The 22,432-nt window shown below is 69.6% G+C and carries 18 protein-coding genes and 1 tRNA gene; 11 read left to right on the top strand and 8 right to left on the bottom strand.

The genetic code is table 11. The features are described 5' to 3' along the window. Positions 1–2 precede the first annotated feature (2 nt). The 4 genes from IMZ11_RS33695 (at position 3) to htpX (ending at position 5,834) form a co-directional block, all read left to right on the top strand. Positions 3–1,877, top strand: coding sequence for an NADH-quinone oxidoreductase subunit L (locus IMZ11_RS33695; RefSeq protein WP_228646443.1), 1,875 nt, complete (start codon positions 3–5; stop codon positions 1,875–1,877). 91 nt (positions 1,878–1,968) lie between these two features. After that, on the top strand, positions 1,969–3,456 hold the full coding sequence (locus IMZ11_RS33690) for a NuoM family protein (protein WP_228646442.1): 1,488 nt from the start codon (positions 1,969–1,971) through the stop codon (positions 3,454–3,456). Next, positions 3,453–4,910 (top strand): NADH-quinone oxidoreductase subunit N, encoded by a 1,458-nt coding sequence (locus IMZ11_RS33685; RefSeq protein WP_228646441.1) that lies wholly within the window; start codon positions 3,453–3,455, stop codon positions 4,908–4,910. Before IMZ11_RS33690 ends, IMZ11_RS33685 begins: the two co-directional genes overlap by 4 nt. A gap of 75 nt (positions 4,911–4,985) precedes the next feature. Further along, positions 4,986–5,834 (top strand): zinc metalloprotease HtpX, encoded by an 849-nt coding sequence (gene htpX / locus IMZ11_RS33680; RefSeq protein ID WP_061253773.1) that lies wholly within the window; start codon positions 4,986–4,988, stop codon positions 5,832–5,834. Between the two features lie 302 nt (positions 5,835–6,136). On the opposite strand, the gene IMZ11_RS33675 is transcribed toward htpX, so the two are convergent. Continuing rightward, positions 6,137–7,150: a hypothetical protein gene (locus IMZ11_RS33675; RefSeq protein WP_228646440.1), complete on the bottom strand. Its 1,014-nt coding sequence runs from the start codon at positions 7,148–7,150 to the stop codon at positions 6,137–6,139. Positions 7,151–7,354: 204 nt separating this feature from the next. Here IMZ11_RS33675 and IMZ11_RS33670 point away from each other — a divergent pair, with 204 nt between their 5' ends. From IMZ11_RS33670 to IMZ11_RS46455, 5 genes are all read left to right on the top strand, one after another. Then, entirely contained in the window at positions 7,355–9,001 is a 1,647-nt protein-coding gene (locus IMZ11_RS33670; protein WP_228646439.1) for an ABC transporter substrate-binding protein, read from the top strand. Positions 9,002–9,009: 8 nt separating this feature from the next. Then, on the top strand, positions 9,010–9,957 hold the full coding sequence (locus IMZ11_RS33665; protein WP_228646438.1) for an ABC transporter permease: 948 nt from the start codon (positions 9,010–9,012) through the stop codon (positions 9,955–9,957). Continuing rightward, positions 9,954–10,805: an ABC transporter permease gene (locus IMZ11_RS33660; RefSeq protein WP_228646437.1), complete on the top strand. Its 852-nt coding sequence runs from the start codon at positions 9,954–9,956 to the stop codon at positions 10,803–10,805. The genes IMZ11_RS33665 and IMZ11_RS33660 overlap by 4 nt, the downstream gene beginning before the upstream one ends. A 113-nt stretch (positions 10,806–10,918) precedes the next feature. Beyond that, positions 10,919–13,024, top strand: coding sequence for a dipeptide ABC transporter ATP-binding protein (locus IMZ11_RS33655; protein WP_228646436.1), 2,106 nt, complete (start codon positions 10,919–10,921; stop codon positions 13,022–13,024). A gap of 519 nt (positions 13,025–13,543) precedes the next feature. After that, positions 13,544–14,773, top strand: a complete 1,230-nt coding sequence (locus tag IMZ11_RS46455; RefSeq protein ID WP_228646435.1) for a peptidase C39 family protein — start codon at positions 13,544–13,546, stop codon at positions 14,771–14,773. A gap of 29 nt (positions 14,774–14,802) precedes the next feature. Here IMZ11_RS46455 and IMZ11_RS33645 read toward each other — a convergent pair whose 3' ends face one another. After that, on the bottom strand, positions 14,803–15,765 hold the full coding sequence (locus tag IMZ11_RS33645; protein WP_228646434.1) for a hypothetical protein: 963 nt from the start codon (positions 15,763–15,765) through the stop codon (positions 14,803–14,805). Between the two features lie 114 nt (positions 15,766–15,879). Continuing rightward, positions 15,880–16,422, bottom strand: a complete 543-nt coding sequence (locus tag IMZ11_RS46450) for a helix-turn-helix domain-containing protein (RefSeq protein ID WP_228646433.1) — start codon at positions 16,420–16,422, stop codon at positions 15,880–15,882. Positions 16,423–16,743: 321 nt separating this feature from the next. Here IMZ11_RS46450 and IMZ11_RS33635 point away from each other — a divergent pair, with 321 nt between their 5' ends. Beyond that, complete coding sequence (locus IMZ11_RS33635) at positions 16,744–17,007, top strand: hypothetical protein (RefSeq protein ID WP_228646432.1); 264 nt, start codon at positions 16,744–16,746, stop codon at positions 17,005–17,007. Between the two features lie 298 nt (positions 17,008–17,305). On the opposite strand, the gene IMZ11_RS33630 is transcribed toward IMZ11_RS33635, so the two are convergent. The 4 genes from IMZ11_RS33630 to IMZ11_RS33615 form a co-directional block, all read right to left on the bottom strand. Then, the gene (locus tag IMZ11_RS33630) at positions 17,306–17,797 is read right to left on the bottom strand and encodes a YajQ family cyclic di-GMP-binding protein (protein WP_228646431.1); all 492 of its coding nucleotides are present in this window, start codon (positions 17,795–17,797) and stop codon (positions 17,306–17,308) included. A 185-nt stretch (positions 17,798–17,982) separates the two neighbouring features. Then, the gene (locus IMZ11_RS33625; protein ID WP_228646430.1) at positions 17,983–19,146 is read right to left on the bottom strand and encodes a CU044_5270 family protein; all 1,164 of its coding nucleotides are present in this window, start codon (positions 19,144–19,146) and stop codon (positions 17,983–17,985) included. After that, positions 19,143–19,688 carry an RNA polymerase sigma factor gene (locus tag IMZ11_RS33620; protein WP_228646429.1) on the bottom strand — a complete coding sequence of 182 codons (546 nt, stop codon included), beginning with the start codon at positions 19,686–19,688 and terminating at the stop codon, positions 19,143–19,145. Before IMZ11_RS33620 ends, IMZ11_RS33625 begins: the two co-directional genes overlap by 4 nt. Before the next feature lie 364 nt (positions 19,689–20,052). Beyond that, positions 20,053–20,529: a GNAT family N-acetyltransferase gene (locus IMZ11_RS33615; protein ID WP_228646428.1), complete on the bottom strand. Its 477-nt coding sequence runs from the start codon at positions 20,527–20,529 to the stop codon at positions 20,053–20,055. A gap of 136 nt (positions 20,530–20,665) precedes the next feature. Between IMZ11_RS33615 and IMZ11_RS33610 the strand changes: the two genes are divergently transcribed. Beyond that, positions 20,666–20,750, top strand: a tRNA-Tyr gene (locus IMZ11_RS33610). A gap of 808 nt (positions 20,751–21,558) precedes the next feature. On the opposite strand, the gene IMZ11_RS33605 is transcribed toward IMZ11_RS33610, so the two are convergent. Next, entirely contained in the window at positions 21,559–22,413 is an 855-nt protein-coding gene (locus IMZ11_RS33605) for a transposase family protein (protein WP_228646427.1), read from the bottom strand. Positions 22,414–22,432 lie beyond the last annotated feature (19 nt).

Genomic DNA, 22,432 nt, shown 5'->3' with positions numbered 1-22,432 from the left:
GGATGATCGTCCTGGCCGTACTCGCCATCCTGCTGCCGTTCGTCGGCGCCGCCGCCGGACTGCTCGGGTCGCGGGTCCCGCGCAGCCGCACCCCGGCCCGTACGGCCCGGCGGCGGGCGGCGTGGTTCGCCGTCCTGCCCGTCGCGATCTCGGCCGTCGCGGCGGTGTGGCTCGCCGCGCGGCAGGCGATCACCGGTGGCCACGGGGCCGCGGACACCGTCGCGGGCACCCTGGCCGAGATCGAGACCGGGTCCGTCCCGATCTCCGTGGGACTCCAGGTAGGCGAGCTGTCGGCGCTCATCGGCGTCCTCGTCACCGTGGTGGCGCTCGCGGTCCAGGTGTACTCGGTCGGGTACATGCGGGACGATCCGCGCTACCCGTCGTACAGCGCGTTCATCAGCCTGTTCACCAGCGCCATGCTGCTCGTGGTCTACGCGGGCGACCTGATCGTCCTGTACGTCGGGTGGGAGATCATGGGCCTGTGCTCCTACCTGCTGATCGGGCACTGGTGGGAGGACCGGGCCAACTCCCGCGCGGCGGTCAAGGCGTTCCTCGTCACCCGTCTCGGTGACGTCGGATTCCTGTTCGGGATATTCACGCTCGGCCTGTCGGCGGGCAGCTTCCGGATCGACGACGTCCTCGCCGCCGACATACCGACGGGCACGCTGATCGCGGCGACGATGTTGCTCCTCGCGGGCGTCGCGGGCAAGAGCGCCCAGGTGCCGCTGCACACCTGGCTACCGGACGCCATGGCGGGCCCGACCCCGATCAGCGCGCTCATCCACGCGGCCACGATGGTCGCGGCCGGCATCTTCGTCGTCGCCCGGCTCTATCCGATCTTTCTCGCGGCCCAGCCCACGCTGGACGTGCTCGGCGTGATCGCCGCCGTCGGCATGCTGGGCGCGGCCCTCTCCGCCCTGGCCCAGGACGATCTCAAGCGGGTGCTCGCGTACTCCACGATCAGCCAGCTCGCGTTCATGGCGGCGGCGCTGGCCGCGGGGTCGGATCACGCGGCGATCTTCCATCTGGTGACGCACGGCGCGTTCAAGGCGCTGCTGTTCCTGTGCGCGGGCGTGGTCATCCACTACGTCGGGTCGAACCTGATGAGCCATATGGGCGGGCTCCGCACCAGCCTGCCCGTCACGTTCTGGGCGATGACGATCGGGTTCGCCGCGCTCGCCGGGTTGCCTCCGGCCAGCGGGTTCTTCAGCAAGGACGCGGTGATCGCGGCCATCGAGCACTCGCGCAGTCCCGCCCAGCTCTTCCTGTACGGCTGCGCGCTGGTCACCGTCGGGGTGACCGGCGCCTACTCGGCCCGCGCCTGGTTGCGGACCTTCTTCGGCTCCCGCCGTCCCGTGCCGCCGTCCGACGCGGACGATCACGGCCATGGCCGCGCACCGCACGAGGAGCGGGGGCGTCCGGCGGTTCCCCGGTCGATGCTCTGGCCCGTCGTGCTGCTCGCCGTACCGGCCCTGCTGCTCGGGTTCGCCGGGGTGCGCGAGTTCGACGCGGAGTCGGCCGCGATCAGCGTGGTGATCGCGCTGCTCGGCGCCGGGGTCGTCTACTCGCTCTGGCGCGGCTCGCCCGGCCAGGATCCGGCGAGGATGCTCGGCCCGTTCCGGGTGCCGTGCGAGCGGGCGTTCTACCTGGACACCGTCTACGACCGGCTGGTCGCCCGTCCCGTCCTGCGGCTCGCCCGGGGCGTCGTACGGACCGACGATCGGGTGGTGGACGGGGCGGTGCGCGGGTCGGGGCGGGCGGCGGTCGGCCTGTCCGGCCTCCTGCGGCTCGCGCAGAACGGCAACGCCCAGCTCTACGTCACCGGCGTGCTCGCCGGGGTGCTGCTGATCGCGGTAGGGGTGGTGGTGCTCGCATGATCCGCGATGCCGGGATCGGGTTGCCTCGTGATGCTTCGCCGTGGGGGCCGGTTCCGGGCCGGTCGGTACGGGTTCCGGAGGTGTCCCGCCGATGAGCTGGATCCCGATCGCGATGCTCGCCGTGCCCCTGCTCGGGGCCGCCGTGCTCCTCCTGCCGAGGTTCGCGGGACGGGTGCCGCGCGGGTACGGGCTCGCCGTGTCCGGGGTGACGCTGGCCCTCGCCGTCGCGATGGCGGCCGTCTTTGACTACGGGGACACCGCGCGGATGCAGTTCCAGACGGACGTGCCGTGGATCCCGGGCCTCGACCTGCGGTTCCACCTCGGCGTGGACGGGATCTCGCTGCCGCTGGTCGTGCTGACCGCGCTGCTGACGTTCCTGTGTTTCGTCCACCTGGCGGGCCGCCCGCAGAGCAGGCCGCGGGCGCTGGCGTTCACGCTGCTCGTCCTCGAAACCGGCATGATCGGCACGTTCCTCGCGCTCGATCTCCTGCTGTTCTTCGTGTTCTTCGAGGTCGTCCTCGTCCCGATGTACTTCGTGATCGCGGTCTGGGGCGGGCCGGAGCGCCGGGCGGCGGCGGTCAAGTTCATCCTCTACACGCTGCTCGGATCCGCCGTCCTGCTGCTGGGGCTGCTGGTCGTCTGGTCCCAGGCCGGGACGCTCGACATGGTGGCGCTCGCCCGGGGCAACGGCATCGCGCGTTCGACGCAGATCCTGGCGTTCCTGGCGATCGGGGCCGGTCTGGCGGTCAAGGCCCCGATGTGGCCGCTGCACACGTGGTTGCCGGACGCCCACACCGAGGCTCCGACCGTGGGCTCGGTGCTGCTCGCCGGGGTGCTGCTCAAGATGGGCACGTACGGCTTCGCGCGCATCGCGATCCCGATCCTCCCCGAGGGCGCCGCCACGGTGGCTCCCTGGCTGGGGGCGTTCGCGGTGATCGGCATCATCTACGGGTCCCTGGCCTGCCTCGCCCAGCGCGACCTGAAACGGATGATCGCCTATTCGTCGGTCGGGCACATGGGGTTCGTGTTGCTCGGTTTCGCGACGCTGACCCCGGTCGGCGTGAACGCCGCGCTCTTCGGCAACGTCGCGCACGGTCTGATCACCGGACTGCTCTTCTTCGTCGCCGGGGCGGTCAAGGACCGGTACGGCACGGCCGACATGGCCCGGCTGGGTGGCGGGATGCTGGGCCGCCTGCCGTACATCGGCTCGTTGCTGACCTTCGCCTGCGTCGCGTCGCTGGGGCTGCCGGGCCTGGCCGGGTTCTGGGGCGAGATGCTCGCGCTGTTCGGGGCGTTCCGGCCCGCCGCCGAGCTGTCCCGGCCGCTGTTCCTGACGTTCATGGTGATCGGCGGCATCGGCACGGTGCTGACCGCCGCGTACTTCCTGCTCATGCTGTCCCGGGTGACGCACGGCCGTCCCGCGCGAGATCGCGGGCCGGCGGTGGACGTGACCGCGTACGAGCTGGCCGCCTGGACGCCGCTGGTGCTCCTGACGCTCCTCTTCGGCCTGTGGCCCAAGGCGCTGCTCGCGATCACCACGCCCGCCGTCCAGGCGATCCTCCCGGGGGTGGGCTCGTGATCCAGTCGATCGACTACGTCGCGATCGCCGCGCCGCTGATCCTCGCCCTGGTGGCGGGGGCGGTGCTGCTGCTCGACGCCTTCCTGCCCCGCCGTACGCCGGGGACGCTCGGGCTCGTCACGCTGGCGGGGGTCGTCGCGGCGTTCGGCGTCCTGATGGCGCAGGCCGCCGGAGGCGGGCGGCGGCGCACGTTCTGCGTGCCCGACTCGCTGGGCGGCGGCGGATGCTCCTTCGTGGTGGACCGCTTCACCCTGGTCATGTCCGGGCTGGCGCTCGTCGCCGGGATCGTGGTGGTGCTGCTGTCCATGGCCGAGCTGACCGACCGGAGGATCCCGGCCGGCGAGTGGTACTTCCTGCTGTTGAGCGCGCTGACGGGGGCGGTCCTGCTGCCCGCCGCGCGTGACCTCGCCACGCTCGTCGTGGCGCTCGAAGTGGTGTCCCTGCCGGTGTTCGCGCTGACCGCGCTGAAGCGGTACGACGGCCGGGCCTCGGAGGCGGCGCTCAAGCTGTTCCTCGTCTCCGTCGTCTCGACCGCGATCATGCTGTTCGGCGTCTCCCTGCTGTACGGCCTGACCGGGACCCTCTACCTGGAGCGGCTCTCCCCGGCCCTCTCCGCGGCCTCCGCGGGCTCGGGCGCGTCCGGGGTCGTGTCGGTCGCCGTCGTGCTGGTGCTGGCGGGGTTCGCGTTCAAGGTGGCCGCGGTGCCGTTCCACTTCTGGGCCGGTGACGTCTACCAGGGCGCGCCCGTCCCGGTGGCGGCACTGCTCTCCGTCGTCTCCAAGGCCGCCGGGTTCGCCGGGCTGATCCTGATCCTGGTCACCGGGCTGCGCGACCAGGCGACGTTGTGGGGGCCGGTCGTCGCGGTGGTGGCCGCGGCGACCATGACCGCGGGCAACGTCCTCGCCCTGCGCCAGCGCGCCGCGTTGCGGCTGCTCGCGTGGTCGTCGGTGGCCCAGTCCGGCTACATCCTGGCCCCGCTCGCGGTGGTCGGCGGCCGTGCGTTCACCGCGTCGATGTCGTACCTGGTCATCTACGCGGCGATGAACCTGGGGGCGTTCGCCGTGGTGATGGCGATCTCCCGTACGGCGCCGCGGAACGAGCTGGACGACTATCGCGGTCTGGCCTCCCGCAGGCCGGGCACGGCCGTCGCGCTCGGCTTCTTCCTCGTCTGCCTGGCCGGCCTGCCCCCTGGGCTCGCCGGGTTGTTCGCCAAGGTCGTGGTGTTCCGCGAGATCGTGGAGGGCGGCCTCGGGTGGCTGGCCGTCGTGATGGCGGTCAACACGGTCATCGGGCTCTACTACTACATCGCGTGGACGGCCCGGCTGTTCGCTCCCGGCCCGGCGGGCGCGAGCCGTACCCGATCGGTTCCGGTCACGGTCGCCGTGGGGGTCGCCGTCCTGGTCACGCTGGCCTTCTCCGTCGCTCCGCAGCTCGTTCTCTCCGCCTCCGGCTGACCTTTCCCATTGGGAACGTTCTGCCAGGCCACACGCGTTGGTAAGGGAGAACGCACCAAATCGTGAGGAGGAGGCGTGCACCACAACGGCCTGCGTACCGCGATCCTTCTGGGGGCTCTCTCTGCGTTGATCCTGGCGGCGGGTGCCTGGCTCGGAGGCGGCTCCGGTGTGCGACTGGCCCTCGTGGTCGCGCTTCTGACCAACGGCATCGCGTACTTCTTCTCCGACAGGATCGCCCTCTCCGCCATGCGGGCCCGGCCCGTCAGCGAGGTGGAGCAGCCGGTCCTCTACCGCGTCGTCCGGGAGTTGTCCAACGACGCCCGGCAGCCGATGCCCCGGCTCTATGTCTCCCCCACAATGCAGCCCAACGCGTTCGCGACCGGGCGGAACCCGCGTAACGCGGCCGTCTGCGTCACCCACGGCATCCTCGTCATGCTGGACGAGCGGGAGCTCAGGGGAGTGATCGGGCACGAGCTGTCCCATGTCTACAATCGGGACATCCTGATCTCGTCGGTCGCGGGTGCACTGGCCACGATGATCACCTATTTCGGATACATCGGGATATTCTTCGGCTCCGATGACGACGACGGTCCGGGCTTCCTCGGTGCGCTGCTCATGATGATCCTCGGTCCGGTCGCCGCCTCGATGATCCAGATGGCGATCTCCCGGTCGCGTGAGTTCGCCGCGGACGAGTCGAGTGCCCGGCTCACCGGTGATCCGCTGGCGTTGGCCTCCGCGCTCCGCAAGATCGAGATGGGGGCCCGGCGGCTGCCGCTCCCGGAGAACGGACGGCTGGCCTCGGCGAGCCACATGATGATCGCGAACCCGTTCCGGGGCGCGGGCATCGGCAAGCTCTTCTCCACCCACCCGCCGACCGCCGAGCGGGTCGCCCGGCTGGAGCGGATGGCCGGCTACCGCCGCTGACGGCTCGGGGGTTCCGCCGACGGCGCTCCGTTCCGCACGGGTCCACCGACGGCGCTCAGTCGGAGGGGTCCACTGACGGCGTTCCGTCGGACCGGGTCATCGACGGCGTTCCGTCGGAGGGGTCCGCTGACGGCGCGCCAGAAGGCCGGGTCACGAACGGCGTTCCGGCAGACCGGTCACGTCGAGGCGAGGGTGCGCGACCGGTCCGTCATCTGTTCCGTCAATCGTTCCGTCTCCGGTTCGGTGTGCGTTTCCGTGTGCGTTTCCGTGTGCGGATCCGTGTGTGGCACGTGCGGGCGGCGTCATTCGCCCGGCAGCCACCACATGTACATCTTGGAAGTGATTGTGAACGCGTCGGCCTTCTTCGTGGCGCCCGAGGTCGGGTCGAGGGAGCGCCGGACGATGCCCGTCGTGTTGCCCTCGGCGTCGTTGCGCAGTTGCCACAGGGTCAGGTTGTCGGAGTCGTCCCAGCTGAGCCGGTGGGGCGACTCGTTCTTCGGCGTGTTCACGTTCACGGCGTCGCCGACGGTGTCGCTCGCCAGGTCGTAGACGCGTACCCGCTGCTTGCCCCCCGACGTGCTGATCATCACCGCGACGGTGGTCCCGTCGTTCGCCAGGGCCTGCGGCATGTTGTTCGCGATCACCTGCGGCACGACCTTGCGGCCGGTGGTGGCGCCGCTCTCGTCGAAGACGACGAGTTCCGTGGTGTTCTCGCTGGTGTACCGGGACGCCAGGATGTGGTGGCCGTCGGGGCTGAAGCCCTGGACGTCGACATTCGCCCGGATCTTGGTGACCGTGCCCGCGTTCATGTCGACCAGCAGCGACGGGAGCTTGCCCGCGTCGTCCTGGTACTCGATCACGACGCTGTCGCCGTCCGGGGACAGGGTGGTGGCGACGTCGCCCATGCCGATGCCCTTGGGCACGAGGGCCGCCTTGCCGGGCAGTACGCGCACCCGGTTCGCCGCGAGATCGCGGACGACCAGCTTGTTGTCCGACTTGCGGAAGTAGGCCACGTTCTGGCCGTCGCCGCTGATGGCGAGCGTCGAGATCATGTCCTTGTCGACCTTGCCGGAGGCGGTCACGGGGTTGACTCGGGCGTCGGTGAGTTCACGGGTCTTGCCGTCGCGCAGGGCGAGGGTCCACGACCCGCAGGGGACGGTGTAGTCCTTCTTCTGGCATGACTTCACCCACGCGTAGCGGATCTGGGCGCTCGCGGCGGAGGCGGCTCCCGTCTTCGCCTCCGCGGCGGTGGGGGCGGCCAGGGCGGAGGCCGTCGCGGCGACCGCGGCGGCGAGGACCGCCAGTTTCCTTGTCATCGCTTGCTCCTTTCGTCATCTGATAGATGCCGGGCTTGGCCGAAAGGTTGCGTTACAAATAGGCCACGGTGTGTCGAACGTCACAGCATTTCCCTACTGTTCCAGTAGGGAAAGCTATGGAAGATCCGGACATTGATGGTGTTTACTACTTCTAGCCATTTGGGGTGTTTTGGTAGACAGATCACAGTGCCGGGAAGGTGTGGCATGGCAGGTATCGACGAGCGCGGCGTTCTCAGCCGTCGCGGGCTGCTCAAGGCGGCCGTCACAGGTGTGACCATCCTGTCTGCCGCCACGCTGCTGGAAGCGTGCGGCGCGGCACCGGCCCCCGAGTCGTCCGGATCGGGCGGGAGCGCCGCGGCGGGCGCGGACACCGGCAAGGACATCGAGCTGCTGCGGGTCGCACTGCCCGGATCGTTGTCGAACCTCTATCCGGGCCAGGAGTCCGGCATCCTGAACTACTACGTGGCCGGCATCTGCATGGAGGGCCTCGTCGGCGTCGACACCTCCGGCGCGATCGTCCCGGCGCTGGCCTCGAAGGTCGAGCGCACCTCGCCGACGACCTACGTCTACACCATCCGCGACGACGCCAGGTTCCACGACGGCAGCCCGGTCACCGCCGACGACATCCTCCACTCGATCGAGATGGCCAGGGACGCGAAGGCGTCGCCGAGCACCGCCAGCTACTGGGCCAACCTCGACAAGGCCACCAAGTCGGGCGCGAACGAGATCACGCTGACCAGCAAGACCGCCGACGAGGCGTTCGGATGGATCCCGTCCAACGTCGACGCGTTGTGGATCGCTCCGAAGGCCGCCTGGGAGAAGGCGAAGAACCAGATCGGCACGGCCCAGTCCCTCCTGGTCGGCTCCGGGCCGTACAAGGTGACCGACTTCGCGCCGGACTCGCACGTCGAGCTCACCCGGGTGGACACCTGGCGGGGCACCCGGCCGAAGGTCGCCAAGATCCGGTTCGAGTTCATCGCCGACGACAACACCCGCCTGCTGGCATGGAAGGCGAACAAGGCCGACATGTCGTTGAACGTGCCGTTGGCCCAGGCGCGTCAATGGGAGTCGGCGGCCGGCACCCGGGTGGTCTACGCGGCCGACCGGTCCTACGCCGGGCTGACCTTCAACGTGTCGGCCAAGCCGTTCGACGACGTCCACGTGCGCAAGGCCATCGCGCACGCGGTGAACCGCGACGCCATCGTCAAGAACATCCTGCACGGACGGGGGCAGGTCGCGACCGCGCTGTCCACGCCCGAGCAGTTCGGCGGGCTGTGGTCGCCGGACCAGGCGACGAAGGAACTCGCCGCGATCCCGCAGTACGCGTACGACCTGGAGCAGGCCAAGAAGGAGCTCGCCCAGTCGTCGGTGCCGAACGGGTTCACCGCCGCCCTCTCGTATCCCAACACCGGACCGCACCTAGGCACGGCCGCGCTCGCCTTCGCCGCGGACCTGAAGAAGATCGGGATCACCCTCGACGTCAAGGAACTGCCCATCGAGCAGTGGCTGGCCGAGCTGAACACCTTCCCGCCACTGAGTTACATGTGGTACTTCAACACCACCGGCGACCCGGGCGAGCTCGCGAGCTGGTTCCTCGGCGAGGGCAACCCGGCGAAGTACACCAACGCCACGATCACCGACACCATGGCCAAGGCCGGTGCCGAGTCCGAGCCGGCCAAGAGGGCCGCGCTGCTGATCGAGGCGCAGAGCGCCCAGGCCGCCGACGTGGCCTACCTTCCGCTGTGGTGGGGACAGTCCGCGATCGCGCTGAGCAGCGCCGTCGGCGTGCACGACTACACCTCCTACACCCTGCTGGCCAACTGGCCGGAACACCTGTACGCGGCCAAGTGAGAAGCCCGGTGCTCGCCTTCGTCCTGCGCAGGGCGGGCGCGACGCTGCTGTTGCTGCTCGCGCTCTCCCTGCTGGTGTTCGGGCTGCTGTACCTCGCGCCGGGGGACGTCGCCCGCAACCTGCTGGGCACCCGCAACGTCACCCCGGAGGCACTGGCCCAGATCCGTGCCCGGTACCACCTGGACGACCCGTTCCTGCAGCAGTACTGGCGGTGGTTGACGCACGCGGTCACCGGCGACTTCGGCACCTCCATCCGCACCGGACGCCCCATCGGGCCGCTGATGCTGGAGAAGACCGGGATCACCGCGGCCACCGCCGGACTGGCGTTCCTGCTGTCCGTCCTCGTCGGTGTCCCCGCGGGCATCGCGACGGCGGTCCGCCGGGGCCGCTGGCTCGACCGGGTGCTCGTCACGGTCTCCGTCGTCGGGGTCAGCGCGCCCGGCTTCGCGATCGGTCTCCTGCTGCTGTACGTCTTCGCGCTCGGCCTGGGCTGGTTCCCGATCTACGGGACCGGTGAGGGATTCCTCGACTCCCTCTGGCACCTCGCGCTGCCCGCGGTGGCGCTGGCGCTCGGGCTCGGCGCCTTCGTCGTCAAGCTGACCAGGGCCGCGGTGATCCGCGAGCTCGACCAGGACTACGTGACCTTCGCCCGCGGCCGCGGCCTGTCGGAGGGCGCGACGCTGCGCGTCGTCCTGCGCAACGCCGCCATCCCGATCGTCACGAGCCTGGGCCTGATGGTCGCCTACCTGTTCGGTGGCACCGTGCTCATCGAGGTCACCTTCGCCCTGCCCGGCCTCGGGTCGCTGATGGAGGAGTCGGTGCTGTTCAAGGACATCCCTGTGGTGCAGGCACTCACGCTCGCCGTCGCCTTCGTGGTCTCCGCGACCGCGTTCCTCGTCGACCTGTCGTACCTGCTGATCGATCCGCGCGTACGAGCCAGGGCGGTGCGCCGATGAGCCCGCGCCCGGACAGCACGGCCAACGGACGTAGAAGGCGGATCCCGGTCGTCGCGATCGTGTCGGCCGCGCTGCTGGCCTTCGTCGCGATCTGCGCCCTGGCCCAGGAGATCGTCGCCCCGAAGGCGCTGGAACAGGACATCTATCTCGGAGTGGTCGGCGGCGGCGTCGACGGCCACCTGTTCGGCACCGACCAGCTCGGCCGGGACATCCTCCAGCTCTCCCTGGCGGGCGCCCGTTCGGCGTTGGCCGGGCCGGTGGTCGTCGCCGTGGGATCGATGCTGATCGGGTTCTTCCTCGGCACGTACGCCGGATACCGGGGCGGGATCGTCGACATGCTGGCCGGTCGCTACGCCGACCTGCTGCTCGCGCTTCCCGCCGTGCTGCTCGCCATCGTCGTCGCCGGACTGGTCGGCAGGGGCTACTGGGTCACGGTCGTCGTGCTGATCGTGCTGTTCTCGCCGTCGGACGTACGGCTGGTGCGCGGCGCGGTCATCGAGCAGGCGCCCCGGCCGTACATCGAGTCGGCGCGGGTGCTCGGCATCCGCCCGTCCAGGATCATGTTCCGGCACATCGCGCCCAACATCGTGCCGATCGTGGTGGCGAACCTGCTGCTGAACGTCGCCTTCGCACTGGTCGCGCTGTCCTCGTTGTCGTACCTCGGCCTCGGTGTCCCGCCGGGTGCCCCCGACTGGGGACGCCAGCTCGCGGACGGGCGGCAGTTGCTCGGCGACAACCCCCTCGCGGCCGTCGTTCCCGGGGTGCTGATCATCCTGACCGCCACGGCGGTGAACCTGCTCGGCGACTGGCTCTCCGACCTGCTGGACCGACGGGTGGTGGCGCGATGAACGGTGACCGTTCCACGGCGGCAGGCGATGGCCCGATGACGGGTGACGGTTCCGCGGTGGCAGGCGATGGACCGATGACGGGTGACGGTTCCGCGGTGGCAGGCGATGGACCGATGGCGGCAGTCGACGGTTCGACGGCGGCTATGGTCGCGGCACCGATGCTGGCCGTACGCGATCTCCGGGTCGCGTCGGCCTCCGGGACCATCGTCGCCGGGCTCGATCTCACCGTGGCGCCCGGCGAGACGGTCGCCATCGTGGGGGAGTCCGGGTCAGGCAAGTCGATGACCGTCAAGGCGCTGACCGGACTGCTGCCCGAAGGCGTACGCGCCACCGGCCGGATGGAGCTCCCCGGGCGCGCAGAACTCGCGCAGAGGAGTTCCGGGCCGTCAGGACGTGCAGGACGTGTGGAAGGGCGTTCCGGCCAGGCAGGGCGTGCAGAGCTTACGGAGAAGCCTGCGGGGCCTTCGGAGCCGACGGGGCGTTCCAGGCATGCGGGGTCGTCCGGGTATGCGGGGCGTTCCGGGCATGTGGGGTCGTCCGGGTATGCGGGGCGTTCCGGGCATGTGGGGTCGTCCGGGTATGTGGGGCCTGCGGGGCGCTCCGGACGTGAGATCGATCTGGCCGCGCAGGGAACGGTTTGGCGTGACGTCCGGGGATCGCGGATCGCGCTGCTGCTCCAGGATCCCTTCACGTCGCTGTCCCCGGTGCATCGCTGCGGAGAGCAGATCGGCTGGGCGATCTCGGGGCGCGGCCGGGCCGAGCGTGTGGCGCAGCTGCTGGCCGAGGTCGGGCTGCCCGCCGACGTCGCGGAGAAATACCCGTTCCAGCTCTCCGGAGGCATGCGCCAGCGCGTCGCGATCGCCGCGGGGCTGGCCGCCGATCCCGACCTGCTGATCGCCGACGAGCCGACCACGGCACTCGACGTCACCACCCAGCACGAGGTCTTGGAGCTGATCGCCAGGCTCCAGCGCGAACGCGATATGGGGCTGATCCTGATCACCCACGACCTGCGGCTCGCCCGCAGCAGGGCGGACCGGATCATGGTGATGTACGCGGGCCGGCTGGTCGAGGAAGGGCCGACCGCCCTGGTGATGGACGCGCCCGCGCATCCCTACACCGCGCGGCTGGCGGCCTGCGACCCTCCGATCACTCACCGGCTCCCGGTTCTTCCCACGATTCCCGGGTCCGTCCCCCAGCCGTCGTCGGTCGGTGCCGAGTGCGCCTTCGCGGTACGGTGCGCCTTCGCCGTCGATGCCTGCCGTACGGCGGAGCCCGCCCTGGCGGAGGTGGCCGAGGGACATCGGGCGGCCTGCCTGCGTCCCGAGACGGCGGGTCTCCCGGTGGACGTCCCGTCCTCTCCAGCAGCGACCATCTCGCCCTCGCCGGCGGTGGCAGTTCCGTCTTCTCCGGCGGAGACGGTCTCGCCCTCTCCTGAGCACAGCGGGCGAGGCAGGGAGGCCGAGGTGTCTCTGTTCCATTCTGGGGAAGGCCAGGGGATTCCGGCCTCGCCGCTGCTCAGCGTGGAAGGACTGGCCAAGACGTTCCCGGGCTCTGCCGTACCGGCCCTGGACGGGGTCGATCTGACGATCGCGGCGGGAGAGACGGTCGCGGTGGTCGGCGAGTCCGGCTCGGGCAAGACCACCCTCGCCCGGTGCGTCGTGGGTTTGGAGCGTGCGGACACCGGCCGGATCGACTTCCACGGCACGGCCACGGGGGCAAGGCGGGTGCAGATCGTCTTCCAGGACCCGTACTCCGCGCTCAACCCCGGACTGACCGTCGGCACCTCGCTCGCCGAGGCGTTGCGGGCAGCCGGACGGCCGAAGTCCGAGGTGGGTGAGCTCCTGAAGCTCGTGGGACTTCCGGCGGCGTACGCCCGTCGCAGGCCGCGGGCGTTGTCCGGCGGCGAGCGCCAACGGGTCGCCATCGCGCGAGCGCTCGCCCCCAGGGCCGATCTGCTGGTCTGCGACGAGTCGGTGTCCGCGCTGGACGTCTCCGTGCAGGCACAGGTGCTGAACCTGCTCGCGGACCTGCGGCGCAGGCTCGGTCTGACTCTGCTGTTCATCACCCACGATCTGGCGGTCGCCCGGCAGATCGCGGATCGCGTCTACGTCATGCACCACGGTCGCGTGGTGGAAACGGGACCCGTCGACTCCGTACTGGGTGCTCCGGCGCATGAATACACCCAACGGCTGCTGGCCTCCATCCCGGCGGCGGACTAGGTCGTGTGGCGTGGTCCTTCTCGGCCTACCGCGGTCGCTCGGACGGCGCCTCGCGGTGTCGTCGGCCCCACCCACGACACCTGCTCGCAGGCCCGGTGTTTCGCGGGTACCGGGCATGTGGGCCCGGAGTTGCGCGGGCACCGGGCATGTGGGCCCGGAGTTGCGCGGGCACCGGGCATGTGGGCCCGGTGTTTCGCGGGCACCGGGCATGCGGGCCGGAGGCTCCGCTCCGAGCTTCTCCTCCGCCTTGCGAGGCGTCCATCCGGCTGATCCTCGCTACGGCAAAGATCCTCGAAACACTCCCAAAGCGGACTAAGGGGTTGCGCGTACATGTCTGAACGTGATGTCCATACGGTCGCCGTCGGTGCCGGTGGTGCTCAGGGTGCCGATGGGGTCGACGGCAGTGCGGTTGGAGATCTGGCGGTTGAAGGTCCGGCGCTTGAAGGTGGCTCAGCCGATGATCGCGCGCTCGACGGTCGTGCGCTGGACCTCGACACGCTTGACATCGACGTTCTGCCGGTGATCGGGGACGTCGGTGAGGTCGCCGACGGCATCCGGGACCTGCCGGAGGACATCCTGCGCCGCTGGCGGCTGGCCGGAGGGATCCAGGTACGCACCCTCGTCACGGCCCGTACCCGCGGTGTGCTGGTGGGGGCCGCGTTCGAGGTACACCGCCCGCTGACCGCCTACCGCAAGATCGTGGACATCTGGGCGCCGGACGAGCGGGTGGCCGACATCCTGGTGGACACCATCGAGGAGCGTGCCTGGCGAGAGGGCGCGGTCGCCGTCAAACGCTGGTTCGCCGCCAAGGACTCCGTCGACCGTGAGAACGACGGCTTCGCCGGTGATGAGGTTCCCGGGTTCGTCGCCGGAGCCTCCGTGGACGTGGCCGGGGGCTCCGTGGACGTCCCTGGGGCCGATGACGACCGTGCCGGTGACGGCCGGGGCCACGGTGATGGCGCCGATGCCAGGAGGAACGACGCTTCCGTGGATGCCGGTGGGACGACCGCCTGGCGGCGTTCGCTGGAACGCGGCTATCAGGAGATGCCGGTTCCGGTGTGGGCGGCGCCGGTCACCAGCGACCCGGCGGACACCGGTTACGGACAGGTGCGATGGCGGGGGGCGGCCCCCGACCGGGCTCTGCCGTACATGCGGCAGACCACGGACTTCACCTGCGGGCCGGTGGCGCTGCAGCTGGCGCTGTGCGGGCTCGGGCTGCAGGACCAGCCGGACCGGGCCGAGGAGATGCGCATGTGGCGCCAGGCCACGACCGTGGCCGGATGCGATCCCCTCGGGCTGGCGCTCGCCGCCGCCGACCGGGGCGCCGTCCCCGAGGTGCTGCTGTCGACCGAGCGGCCGACCCTGCTGGAGCTGTGCCGTACGGACGAGGAGCGCGATCTGCGGCGGTTCATCCAGTCGGGCTTCCGCGCCGACCTGGCCGACCGGGGGATCGCGGTGGAGACGGCGGCGTTCGACCTGGACCGCCTGCGCGCGGTCCTGGCCGACGGCGGCATCGTGCTGGTGCTGATCGAGCAACTCGGGATGCACGCCGAGCCCTCGCCGCACTGGATCACGGTGCACAGCGTGGACGGTGACATCTTCTACGCCAACGACCCGTGGACGGACGCGGACCTGGGAGAGACCTATCTCGACGCCCTCGACCTGCCCCTTCCCGCCGCGACGCTGGATCGGCTGGCGTGGTACGGCGCGCCCAGCTATCGGAGCATGGTGGTGCTCAGGGCGGCTTGATCCGCCGCGTCAGGCCGCGTCGGGGAGTATCACGCCGCGGGCTGCGGCGCCCCGCACTGGTAGTCGTCGGGGCGCTCGGGGTCGAGCATGATCTGGCGGATGACGGTCGCCTCCATCGATCTGCGGAAGGTTTCCTGCTTGGCGCAGTCGTAGAAGACGTAGACGCCTTCGTGCTCGCCCAGCAGCAGCACCTCTTCGCCGTCGCGCAGCGGCTTGTCGCTCTCGCGATCGACTGCGACCGTCCACTGGTCCTGGAAACCGACCATGCCCAGCAGAAGGCTGGACCGCCCGGTGGTGGCGAGTTCGGCGGCGTCGCTCTCCATCTGGCCCATGAGCGCGAAACCGAGCCCGATCCCGGTGAACGCGGCCACCACGATCTTCATGCCCGCCCGGCCGACCGGGCGGGAGCGCAGCAGCCGGAACGGCACGAGGAAGGCGAGGACGCCGATGATCGCCGCGACGATCACGATCGAGGCGAACGTCGCGCCCTCGTCCAGGTCGAGGTAGCCGAGAAATCCCCAGTAGCTCGCGCCGCACCACAGTGCGCCGAGGGACGCGATCGCCCAGGGGCGCTGCCGTACGGCCCGGACCAGCCGGGCGGCCCAGCCGAGGGTGGCCTTCTCCACCAGCCAGCCGATCGCCACGATGGTTCCGAGGATCAGGGCGCCGCCGAGCGTCAGGAGGATCAGCGTTCCCACGAGGCGCCCGAACATGGTCGCCTGGTCGATGCCCGCCTGCTCGGGGCTGATGTTGAAGACGCCGTAGACCTGCTGGATGCCCAGGTAGAGCAGGGCGTACAGGGCGATGCCGATCGGCAGGATGATCGAACCGCCGCGTTCGAGCAGGTCGACCACACCGGTGCCCTCTTCGGCGTCGGAGGGTTCCGTGGCGGCGTTCGTCCTGGTAGGGGTGCCGTCGGCCACGGCCACGGGCGCGTTCACCGGCTCGGCCTGTACGGGGTCGGCGGATACGTCGGAGGGTGTGAGGGGCATGTCGATCATCGTAGGGGCGCGCGGGAGCCGGGCGATCATCGTAGGGGCGCGCGGGAGCCGGGCGGTCATACGGAGGAAGGAGCCGGGGGGCGGGCGGAACGGTGGAAGGCGAAGCTAGTCGGAGGGCATGGAGACCATGGTCAGCAGGCGGGTGGCCCGCGCGCCGGTCTGGTAGCTGTGCTCGACCTCGCACGAGAACCGGACCGCGTCTCCGGCGCGCAGTCGTACCGTCCAGGTCGCGATCTCCAGGGTCACCGCGCCGGACACCACGTAGGCGAATTCCTCCGACCCGCGGCCGTGCGGCGCGCTCTCGTGGCTGTGTTCCGGCGGCAGCAGGGACTCGTAGATCTCGAAGCGGCGGCGATCCACCGAACTGAGGAGCGTGCGCGCCGCCGCGTCGGCTGCCGTGCGCCGCATCACCTGCGGCTCGTACAGCGGGGTCCGGGTGATGTCGGCGAAGGAGAGCTCCAGGGCCTCGGCGATCCCCGACAGGACTTCCACCGTCGGGTTGGCCAGGCCGCGTTCGATCTGCGACAGCAGGGCCTTGCTGAACCCGCACCGGTCGGCGAGGTCACGGATGCTGAGCCCTCTCGTCCGGCGGGCGTGCCGGACGTTTCCGGCGATCGCCGCCCGTACCTGCTCCGAGAGGGCGGTCACCCGAGCACCCTTCGTAGGGCCTCCGCGTAGGGCGGACGGACCCGATCAGACGGCCGTCCCGCCCGGTGAATCGTGAGCGTGATCGCCGGGTGCCGCGGCTGTCGGTGTTCTCGTCGTCTCACGTGCCCTCGATGTGCCCTGCGGTGACGTTCTCCAGCGAGATTATGCCAATCTTGATGACTTAGCGGGACAAGGCGGGGTCGGGGGTGTATTCCACTCTCACATCCCCCTTCGGAAAGAGTGCGTATGCGGATCCCCGCCGCTTCGGCGTCATCTCCGGCTTCTCGAGCATCCAGCGGCTTTCCGCTCTCCACGGCATCGTTGGCCGCCGTCGCCGTCGCCGTCATCGCGACCGGCCTGCTCGCCGGTCCCGCGCCGGCGCATGCTGCGGTGCCCGTGGCGGCGCTGGCGTTCGTGTCCGCCGCGTGCGGCGTACAGCGGGTCGGTGACCACTGGAACTGCGTCACGCCCGGGGCGTACTGCCCGGCCGCGGCGCGTGGGAAGTACGGCTATGACAAGTACAAGGGCCGTAAGTACAGGTGCGTGCGGTACAGCAACGGCAGATGGCGGTGGAAGCGCGCCTGAAGCCCGTACGGCTCCGCCCCGAGGGACGGCTCGGGGCGGGCGGTGGTGCCGGTGAAGGAGGCCGGGAGCCCGCACGCCTCGCCGGGGACATGCCTCCGGCGGCCACAGCCGGTCGATGGTTCCTCCCCCGGACGCGGCGGCTCCTCAGGGGCAGGTGTCCGGGCAGCCGAGGGGCCCGAGCATCGGGCGTGCCGGGGCGGCACGCGTGCGCGGCCCGCCCGCCTGCTCGCCGGTCTCCGCTCCGGTCTCCGCGCGGTACCAGATGGAAGAGCGGTGACCCGTCCGGATCACCGCTCCGTCACCGGTAGTTCGTGAACTGCAGGGCGATGTCGAGGTCCTTGCCCTTGAGAAGGGTGATGACCTCCTGGAGGTCGTCCTTCTTCTTGGAGCTGACGCGGAGTTCGTCACCCTGGATCTGGGCCTTGATGCCCTTCGGGCCCTCGTCCCGGATGAGCTTGGAGATCTTCTTGGCGTTCTCCTGGTCGATGCCCTCCTTGAGGGCGGCCATCAGGCGGTATTCCTTGCCGGACAGCTTCGGCTCACCCGCGTCGAGGACCTTGAGCGACAGGCCGCGCTTGATCAGCTTTTCCTTGAACACGTCGAGAACGGCGTTCGCGCGCTCCTCGCTGTTCGCCTTGATCTCGACGTCGTTCTGGCCCGACCAGGAGATGCTCGCTCCGGTGCCCTTGAAGTCGAAGCGGTGTCCGACCTCCTTGACCGTCTGGTTCAGTGCGTTGTCCACCTCCTGGCGGTCGATCTTGCTGACGACGTCGAATGACGAATCTGCCAAAGCACAAACCTCTCTCACTGTTGGTCCGGCTCATCGTCGGGAGGCGCCCACACAGGTGTCACCAGCGATGCGCGCGGCTTTTCACGGGACCCACCCGTGACAGCTTCACGTATGGATCAGCCTATCGAGCATCGTCCGATGCTGGGGTGCAGGCACTATTCGCCCCCGCGTTCGCCCCTCCGTCGTCAATTTCGCTTGGCGGGCAGGGACGGCTTCTCGTCGGTCCAGCCCATCCGCCGTAGGGCCCAGAAGCTCGTGACCTCCACGGTGCGCCCGTCGGCGAGTCCGATCATGCTCGTCGACGACTGCGAGAGCGGCATACCTGTCTCGGGATCGATCACCATCACGATCTGGTTGGTGCCCCCCCGGATGCTGTCGCGCGTCTGATACCCGAGTGCCTCGCCCGTACGGCCGAGCGGATCCTTCACCTTGCCAAGAGACGTCATCGTGGGAAAGGTGGCCAGGATGCGGTAAGCGGAGGCACGGACCGCGGGCGAGACCGGCAGGCTGAAGACTTCCACGCAGCTTCCCTGCAGGGCCGACTCCCGCCATTCCGGATCGTTCCCGTAGCCACCCTTGGCATGGGCGGTGATGCGCTGTTCGAGGTAGGCGCGCAGTTCCCGCTCGCCACTCGGGACGCGGCGGATCTCGTCCCAGGTGATGAGCTCCTTCGCCAGCGTCCCGCCCGAGCCCTTCCACTTGCCGCGCAGCTGCGTAACCACCTTCTCCTCGGCGGCGGCCCGCACCACCTCCGACGAGTTGACCCCGACATATTCGGTCATGTCGAGCGGATACTTCCACTCGGTAGGTGAGCCCGCCTTACGCCAGGCGGCCTCGTCCTCGTCCGTGAGCGGTTTTGCACCGAGGTACTGCGAGATCCACCAGCTCTGCGCTCCCGGCCGACGCGCCAGCCACTCCTCCTTGGAGAAACGCCGCCTGATCACATAGCCGCGATCAGGCGATAGCGCGTCCATGCCAGAGATCGTGGTGGTACGCCAGTACGCGCCCGACGTCGGCGCCTTCATGGCGGCGGACGCGGCGGCGAGCAGGACCTGGCGCGCCGACGGCTGGATTCCGGGCGAGGCCGTGGTGGGAGACGGGTTCGGAACCGGCCCGTCCGGCGCCACCACCACGGTGACCACCAGGGTCGCGGCGGCGGCCAGGCCGGCCGCGGCGGCCAGCCACGGCACCGGCCCGCGCAGTCGCTTCGAGCGCGGCCTGCCGCCCTGACCCGGCGGCTCGGACAGGATCGAGGTCAGCAGCGCCTGGGCCCCCGCTCCGGACGTCTTCCCGGCCGGGTCGTCGCCCAGGTCGTCGTCATGCACTCTGGCGAGGTCGGTCAGGTTCACGGTGCGGTCCTCTCTGCGGTCCTCTCCACGAGCGGAAGGTCGATTCCGGTGGCGGCCAGGGTGCGGGCGAACCGCCTGCGCGCGCGGTGCAGCCGGACGCGTACGGCGTTGCGTGTGATGCCGAGCGTTCGCGCCACCTGCTCGGTGTCGAGCTGCTCCCAGGCGACCAGCGACAGCAGCTCCCTGTCGTCGTCGCTGAGGCCGGCGAAGGCCCGGCCGAACTGTGTGTACTCGCCCGGCGGCGGGGCGGCCAGCGCGGGGGAGGCGGCGAGTTGCTCGCGCAGTGCGGCGGTGCGCCGCTCGTGCCGTCGTTCACCGCGCTGGTGGTTGGCGAGGGTCCTGCGTGCCACGCCGTACAGCCAGAGCCGTGCCTCGTCGCCCGGCGGGATCTCGTCGATGCGCCGCCACGCGGTGACGAAGGTTTCCGCCACCACGTCGGCCGCGTCGTCGGGATCCTCGCAGCGGCGCAGGACGTACCCGAGTATCGGGCGGTAGGCACGTTCGTATATGTCCACGAACCGGCCGTGGGGATCCGATCCCATCCGGCCTCCTCACTTGGATCATCGGTCACCCAACTCCATGTCCGGAATATCGGGAGCATTACCGAACTGGCCGGTTTCCGGTGATCTCACGAGGATCGGTGGGCAGCGCTTTCGCGGAGATGACTCCAGATGCGATGTGCCGCCGAGAAGGCCGGCTGCGCTTCAGGCACGGTTCCTTCCGCGGTTGGCCGACGCGGCGGAGGGCCACATCCCGGAACGACGTGGTGCCCCGAGCCGCGGAAGCTCGGAGCACCGAGAGGCGAACGCGCAGATCACATGCGGGGTGTCAGGGGCCGATGCTCGAAACCGCTGTCGGCCATCGGCGGCCTCTCCTTGTTCCTCCGTACATCAGCGGTTCGTGGGCTCAGAGGTCCTTGAGCATGACCACGCGGGGTGCCAGTTCGAGGCCCAGCGCACGCTCGTGTTCGACCAGGACCCGCAGCTCCGGCCCCCACTTCTCCGGAGGCAGTACGGCGAAGCCGCGCCGGGCGTACCAGGGTGCGTTCCAGGGGACGTCACGAAATGTCGTGAGAGTGATCGCGGCGGCGCCGGTCGCGGCCTCGTCGCAGACGGCGTCGAGCAACCGCGTGCCGATGCCCTGGTTGTGGTGGTCGGGATGCACCGCGAGTTGATCGAGGTGCGGCAGCCCGTCGACCCGCCCGAGAAGGGCGAACCCCACCGCCGGCCGACCGGCGACGATCGCACGCCCGGGATCGTCGCACTCCTCGATCATTGTGGTGCCAGGGGGGAAGACGATGCCCAGAGGGGCGAATGTCCGGTCGGCCGCGAGCTCGACCTCGACCAGTCCTTCGAGGTCCTCGTTGTCAGCCCATCTGATCATGAGGCAATCATCTCGCGAGCATGGTGGTGTCCCTGTAGACGTACGGCCGTCCGGTTCGGGCCGGGACAAACCGGTGTCACGCGCACGCCCGAAGTCCGCTATTCTTCTACCTGTCGCCGCGACAAGCGGAAGACACGGCAGGTTGCCCGAGCGGCCAAAGGGAGCGGTCTGTAAAACCGTCGGCTCAGCCTACCCAGGTTCGAACCCTGGACCTGCCACCAGCCATAACGGCAGCTCAGAGCCCCTTCGGGGGCTCTTTTGCTTTCCCGGCCCATGCAGCCATGTGCCGCTCTGAACGATCGTTTGTCACCGGTCCACCAATATGAGTGCAATGATCTTGGTGGCGTTCTTGCAGGTCAACGTAGCTTGCGGGAGGGGTCTGGCCCAAGAACGTGCGCCGACGATGGTCCGCTCGCTCACCCGAATATTGCTCACTGTCCGATGCATGCGGCGTGCGCCGTCGACAGGGCGGTTTCCCGATCAACAGCCAGTCCTGACTGTTCGCTCCCAACGATGCGCCGCCTGCACGAACTGCCATGCGACTCCGGCCCAGTCTCCCTAGGGGTTCTGGACTTCAGCGCTGCGTCTTCGAGTGCACCCATCGCCTCCCTGTTCAGCGAGTGGGCCCCATCTTCGCGGCCCAGCCTGCGAACCCCAGCCACTGCCCCTCATGGTCAACGGTGTTTGGGCCGACGAAACTGGACGAGACGATGATCGTGGTGCGCGCTGAGCATGCCGTTGTCGTACAGCTTGTAGTGCAGCGCGTCCAGGCCACAGACCGTTGACCAGCCCGTCCGACCCGTGGAATGCCCATGAGTGGACATAGGCGCCATCCAAGCCGATCGCCGTGCCGTCGAGTCAGCGGTTGTAGCCGCAATCCGCTCAGCAGGTACTTGTAGGCCATCAAAACCCGCTGACGGAACGCGGGATCCTGGCCCACGAACTGGCTTCCGGTCGTGTGCCTCCGCTGTAAGCCGGGTCGGCCAGCTCTGCAGGCGGGCAGTCGTTGTGATGTTCAGTGAGCCATTGTCAGTAACTGAAGATCACGCTGTGTGACGCCGACATGGTCCAGTTGTGCTCGTGGTTGAGCAGGACGAGTGCGGCCTGAACAATTTTCCCGATGCGCCAAGGGTCGAGGCTTACCCGGCGTAGGGCCTTGAAGGTGACAGTGAGCAGGGCGTTCGCCCGCTCGCCGATTCCTCGCAGGCCTCGAAGCAGCTTGTTGTAGGTGTGCTGGTCATGGCCGAGCTTGGGCTGGCCGGACTTCTTCTTGACGGGGACGCGTACGACGTCGGCGGCGCCTTCGTAACCCAGGTCGGCCAGGGTCGGCAGATCGGGGCGGAAAGTGGCGAGAGTGGTGATGATCCCGTGCTGGCGGGCGCAGGTCATGTCGTGTTCGCGGCCGGGCCGGACGTCGGACACCCATAGCGGCCAGCCGTCCGGGGCGGAGATGACCTGGATGTTCCCGCCATGGTGTTTGTGCTTGCCTGACCACCACAGGTCGGCGCGGTTGGGGCCTGGGGTGGCGACTCGGTCGGTGGCGATCACGATGCCGTCGAGGTTGACGTGCGTGAGCCCTGCGTGCGTCGCCTTCTCCAGGACGTCGCGTAGGTCGGGTGCCAGGGAGGCGAGGACGTCGATGCCTTCGTGCAGGTAGCGGTAGGCGGTCGTGCGGCTGATGCCGTGATCGATCGCGAGCTGCGTGATCCGGGTGTTGTCTGCGAACCAGCGCAGGATGAGCACGGCCTGGGTGAAGCAGGTGATCGCGCGGCGGCCTCGGCGGGTACCTCGACGGCGGCGTTCCTCGCGTAGGAGAGTTGCCAGGAACAGGACGGTCTCCCGGCGGATGCTCAAGGTCGCGGTGTATGTGACACTTGTGGGCACGTGAAGCCTCTGGTTGTGA

Origin of the sequence: Microtetraspora sp. AC03309 (assembly GCF_020826795.1) — a bacterium.
Taxonomy (GTDB): domain Bacteria; phylum Actinomycetota; class Actinomycetes; order Streptosporangiales; family Streptosporangiaceae; genus Microtetraspora; species Microtetraspora glauca.
The sequence above is the reverse complement of the archived record's forward strand: the minus strand, read 5'-3'. Positions and strand labels throughout refer to the sequence as shown.

Coding starts and splice junctions, on each gene's coding strand:
- IMZ11_RS33695 (WP_228646443.1), top strand. CDS start 3: ATGATCGTCCTGGCCGTACTCGCCATCCTGCTGCCGTTCGTCGGCGCC.
- IMZ11_RS33690 (WP_228646442.1), top strand. CDS start 1,969: ATGAGCTGGATCCCGATCGCGATGCTCGCCGTGCCCCTGCTCGGGGCC.
- IMZ11_RS33675 (WP_228646440.1), bottom strand. CDS start 7,150: ATGACAAGGAAACTGGCGGTCCTCGCCGCCGCGGTCGCCGCGACGGCC.
- IMZ11_RS33670 (WP_228646439.1), top strand. CDS start 7,355: ATGGCAGGTATCGACGAGCGCGGCGTTCTCAGCCGTCGCGGGCTGCTC.
- IMZ11_RS33660 (WP_228646437.1), top strand. CDS start 9,954: ATGAGCCCGCGCCCGGACAGCACGGCCAACGGACGTAGAAGGCGGATC.
- IMZ11_RS33655 (WP_228646436.1), top strand. CDS start 10,919: ATGGCGGCAGTCGACGGTTCGACGGCGGCTATGGTCGCGGCACCGATG.
- IMZ11_RS33645 (WP_228646434.1), bottom strand. CDS start 15,765: ATGCCCCTCACACCCTCCGACGTATCCGCCGACCCCGTACAGGCCGAG.
- IMZ11_RS33620 (WP_228646429.1), bottom strand. CDS start 19,688: ATGGGATCGGATCCCCACGGCCGGTTCGTGGACATATACGAACGTGCC.
- IMZ11_RS33615 (WP_228646428.1), bottom strand. CDS start 20,529: ATGATCAGATGGGCTGACAACGAGGACCTCGAAGGACTGGTCGAGGTC.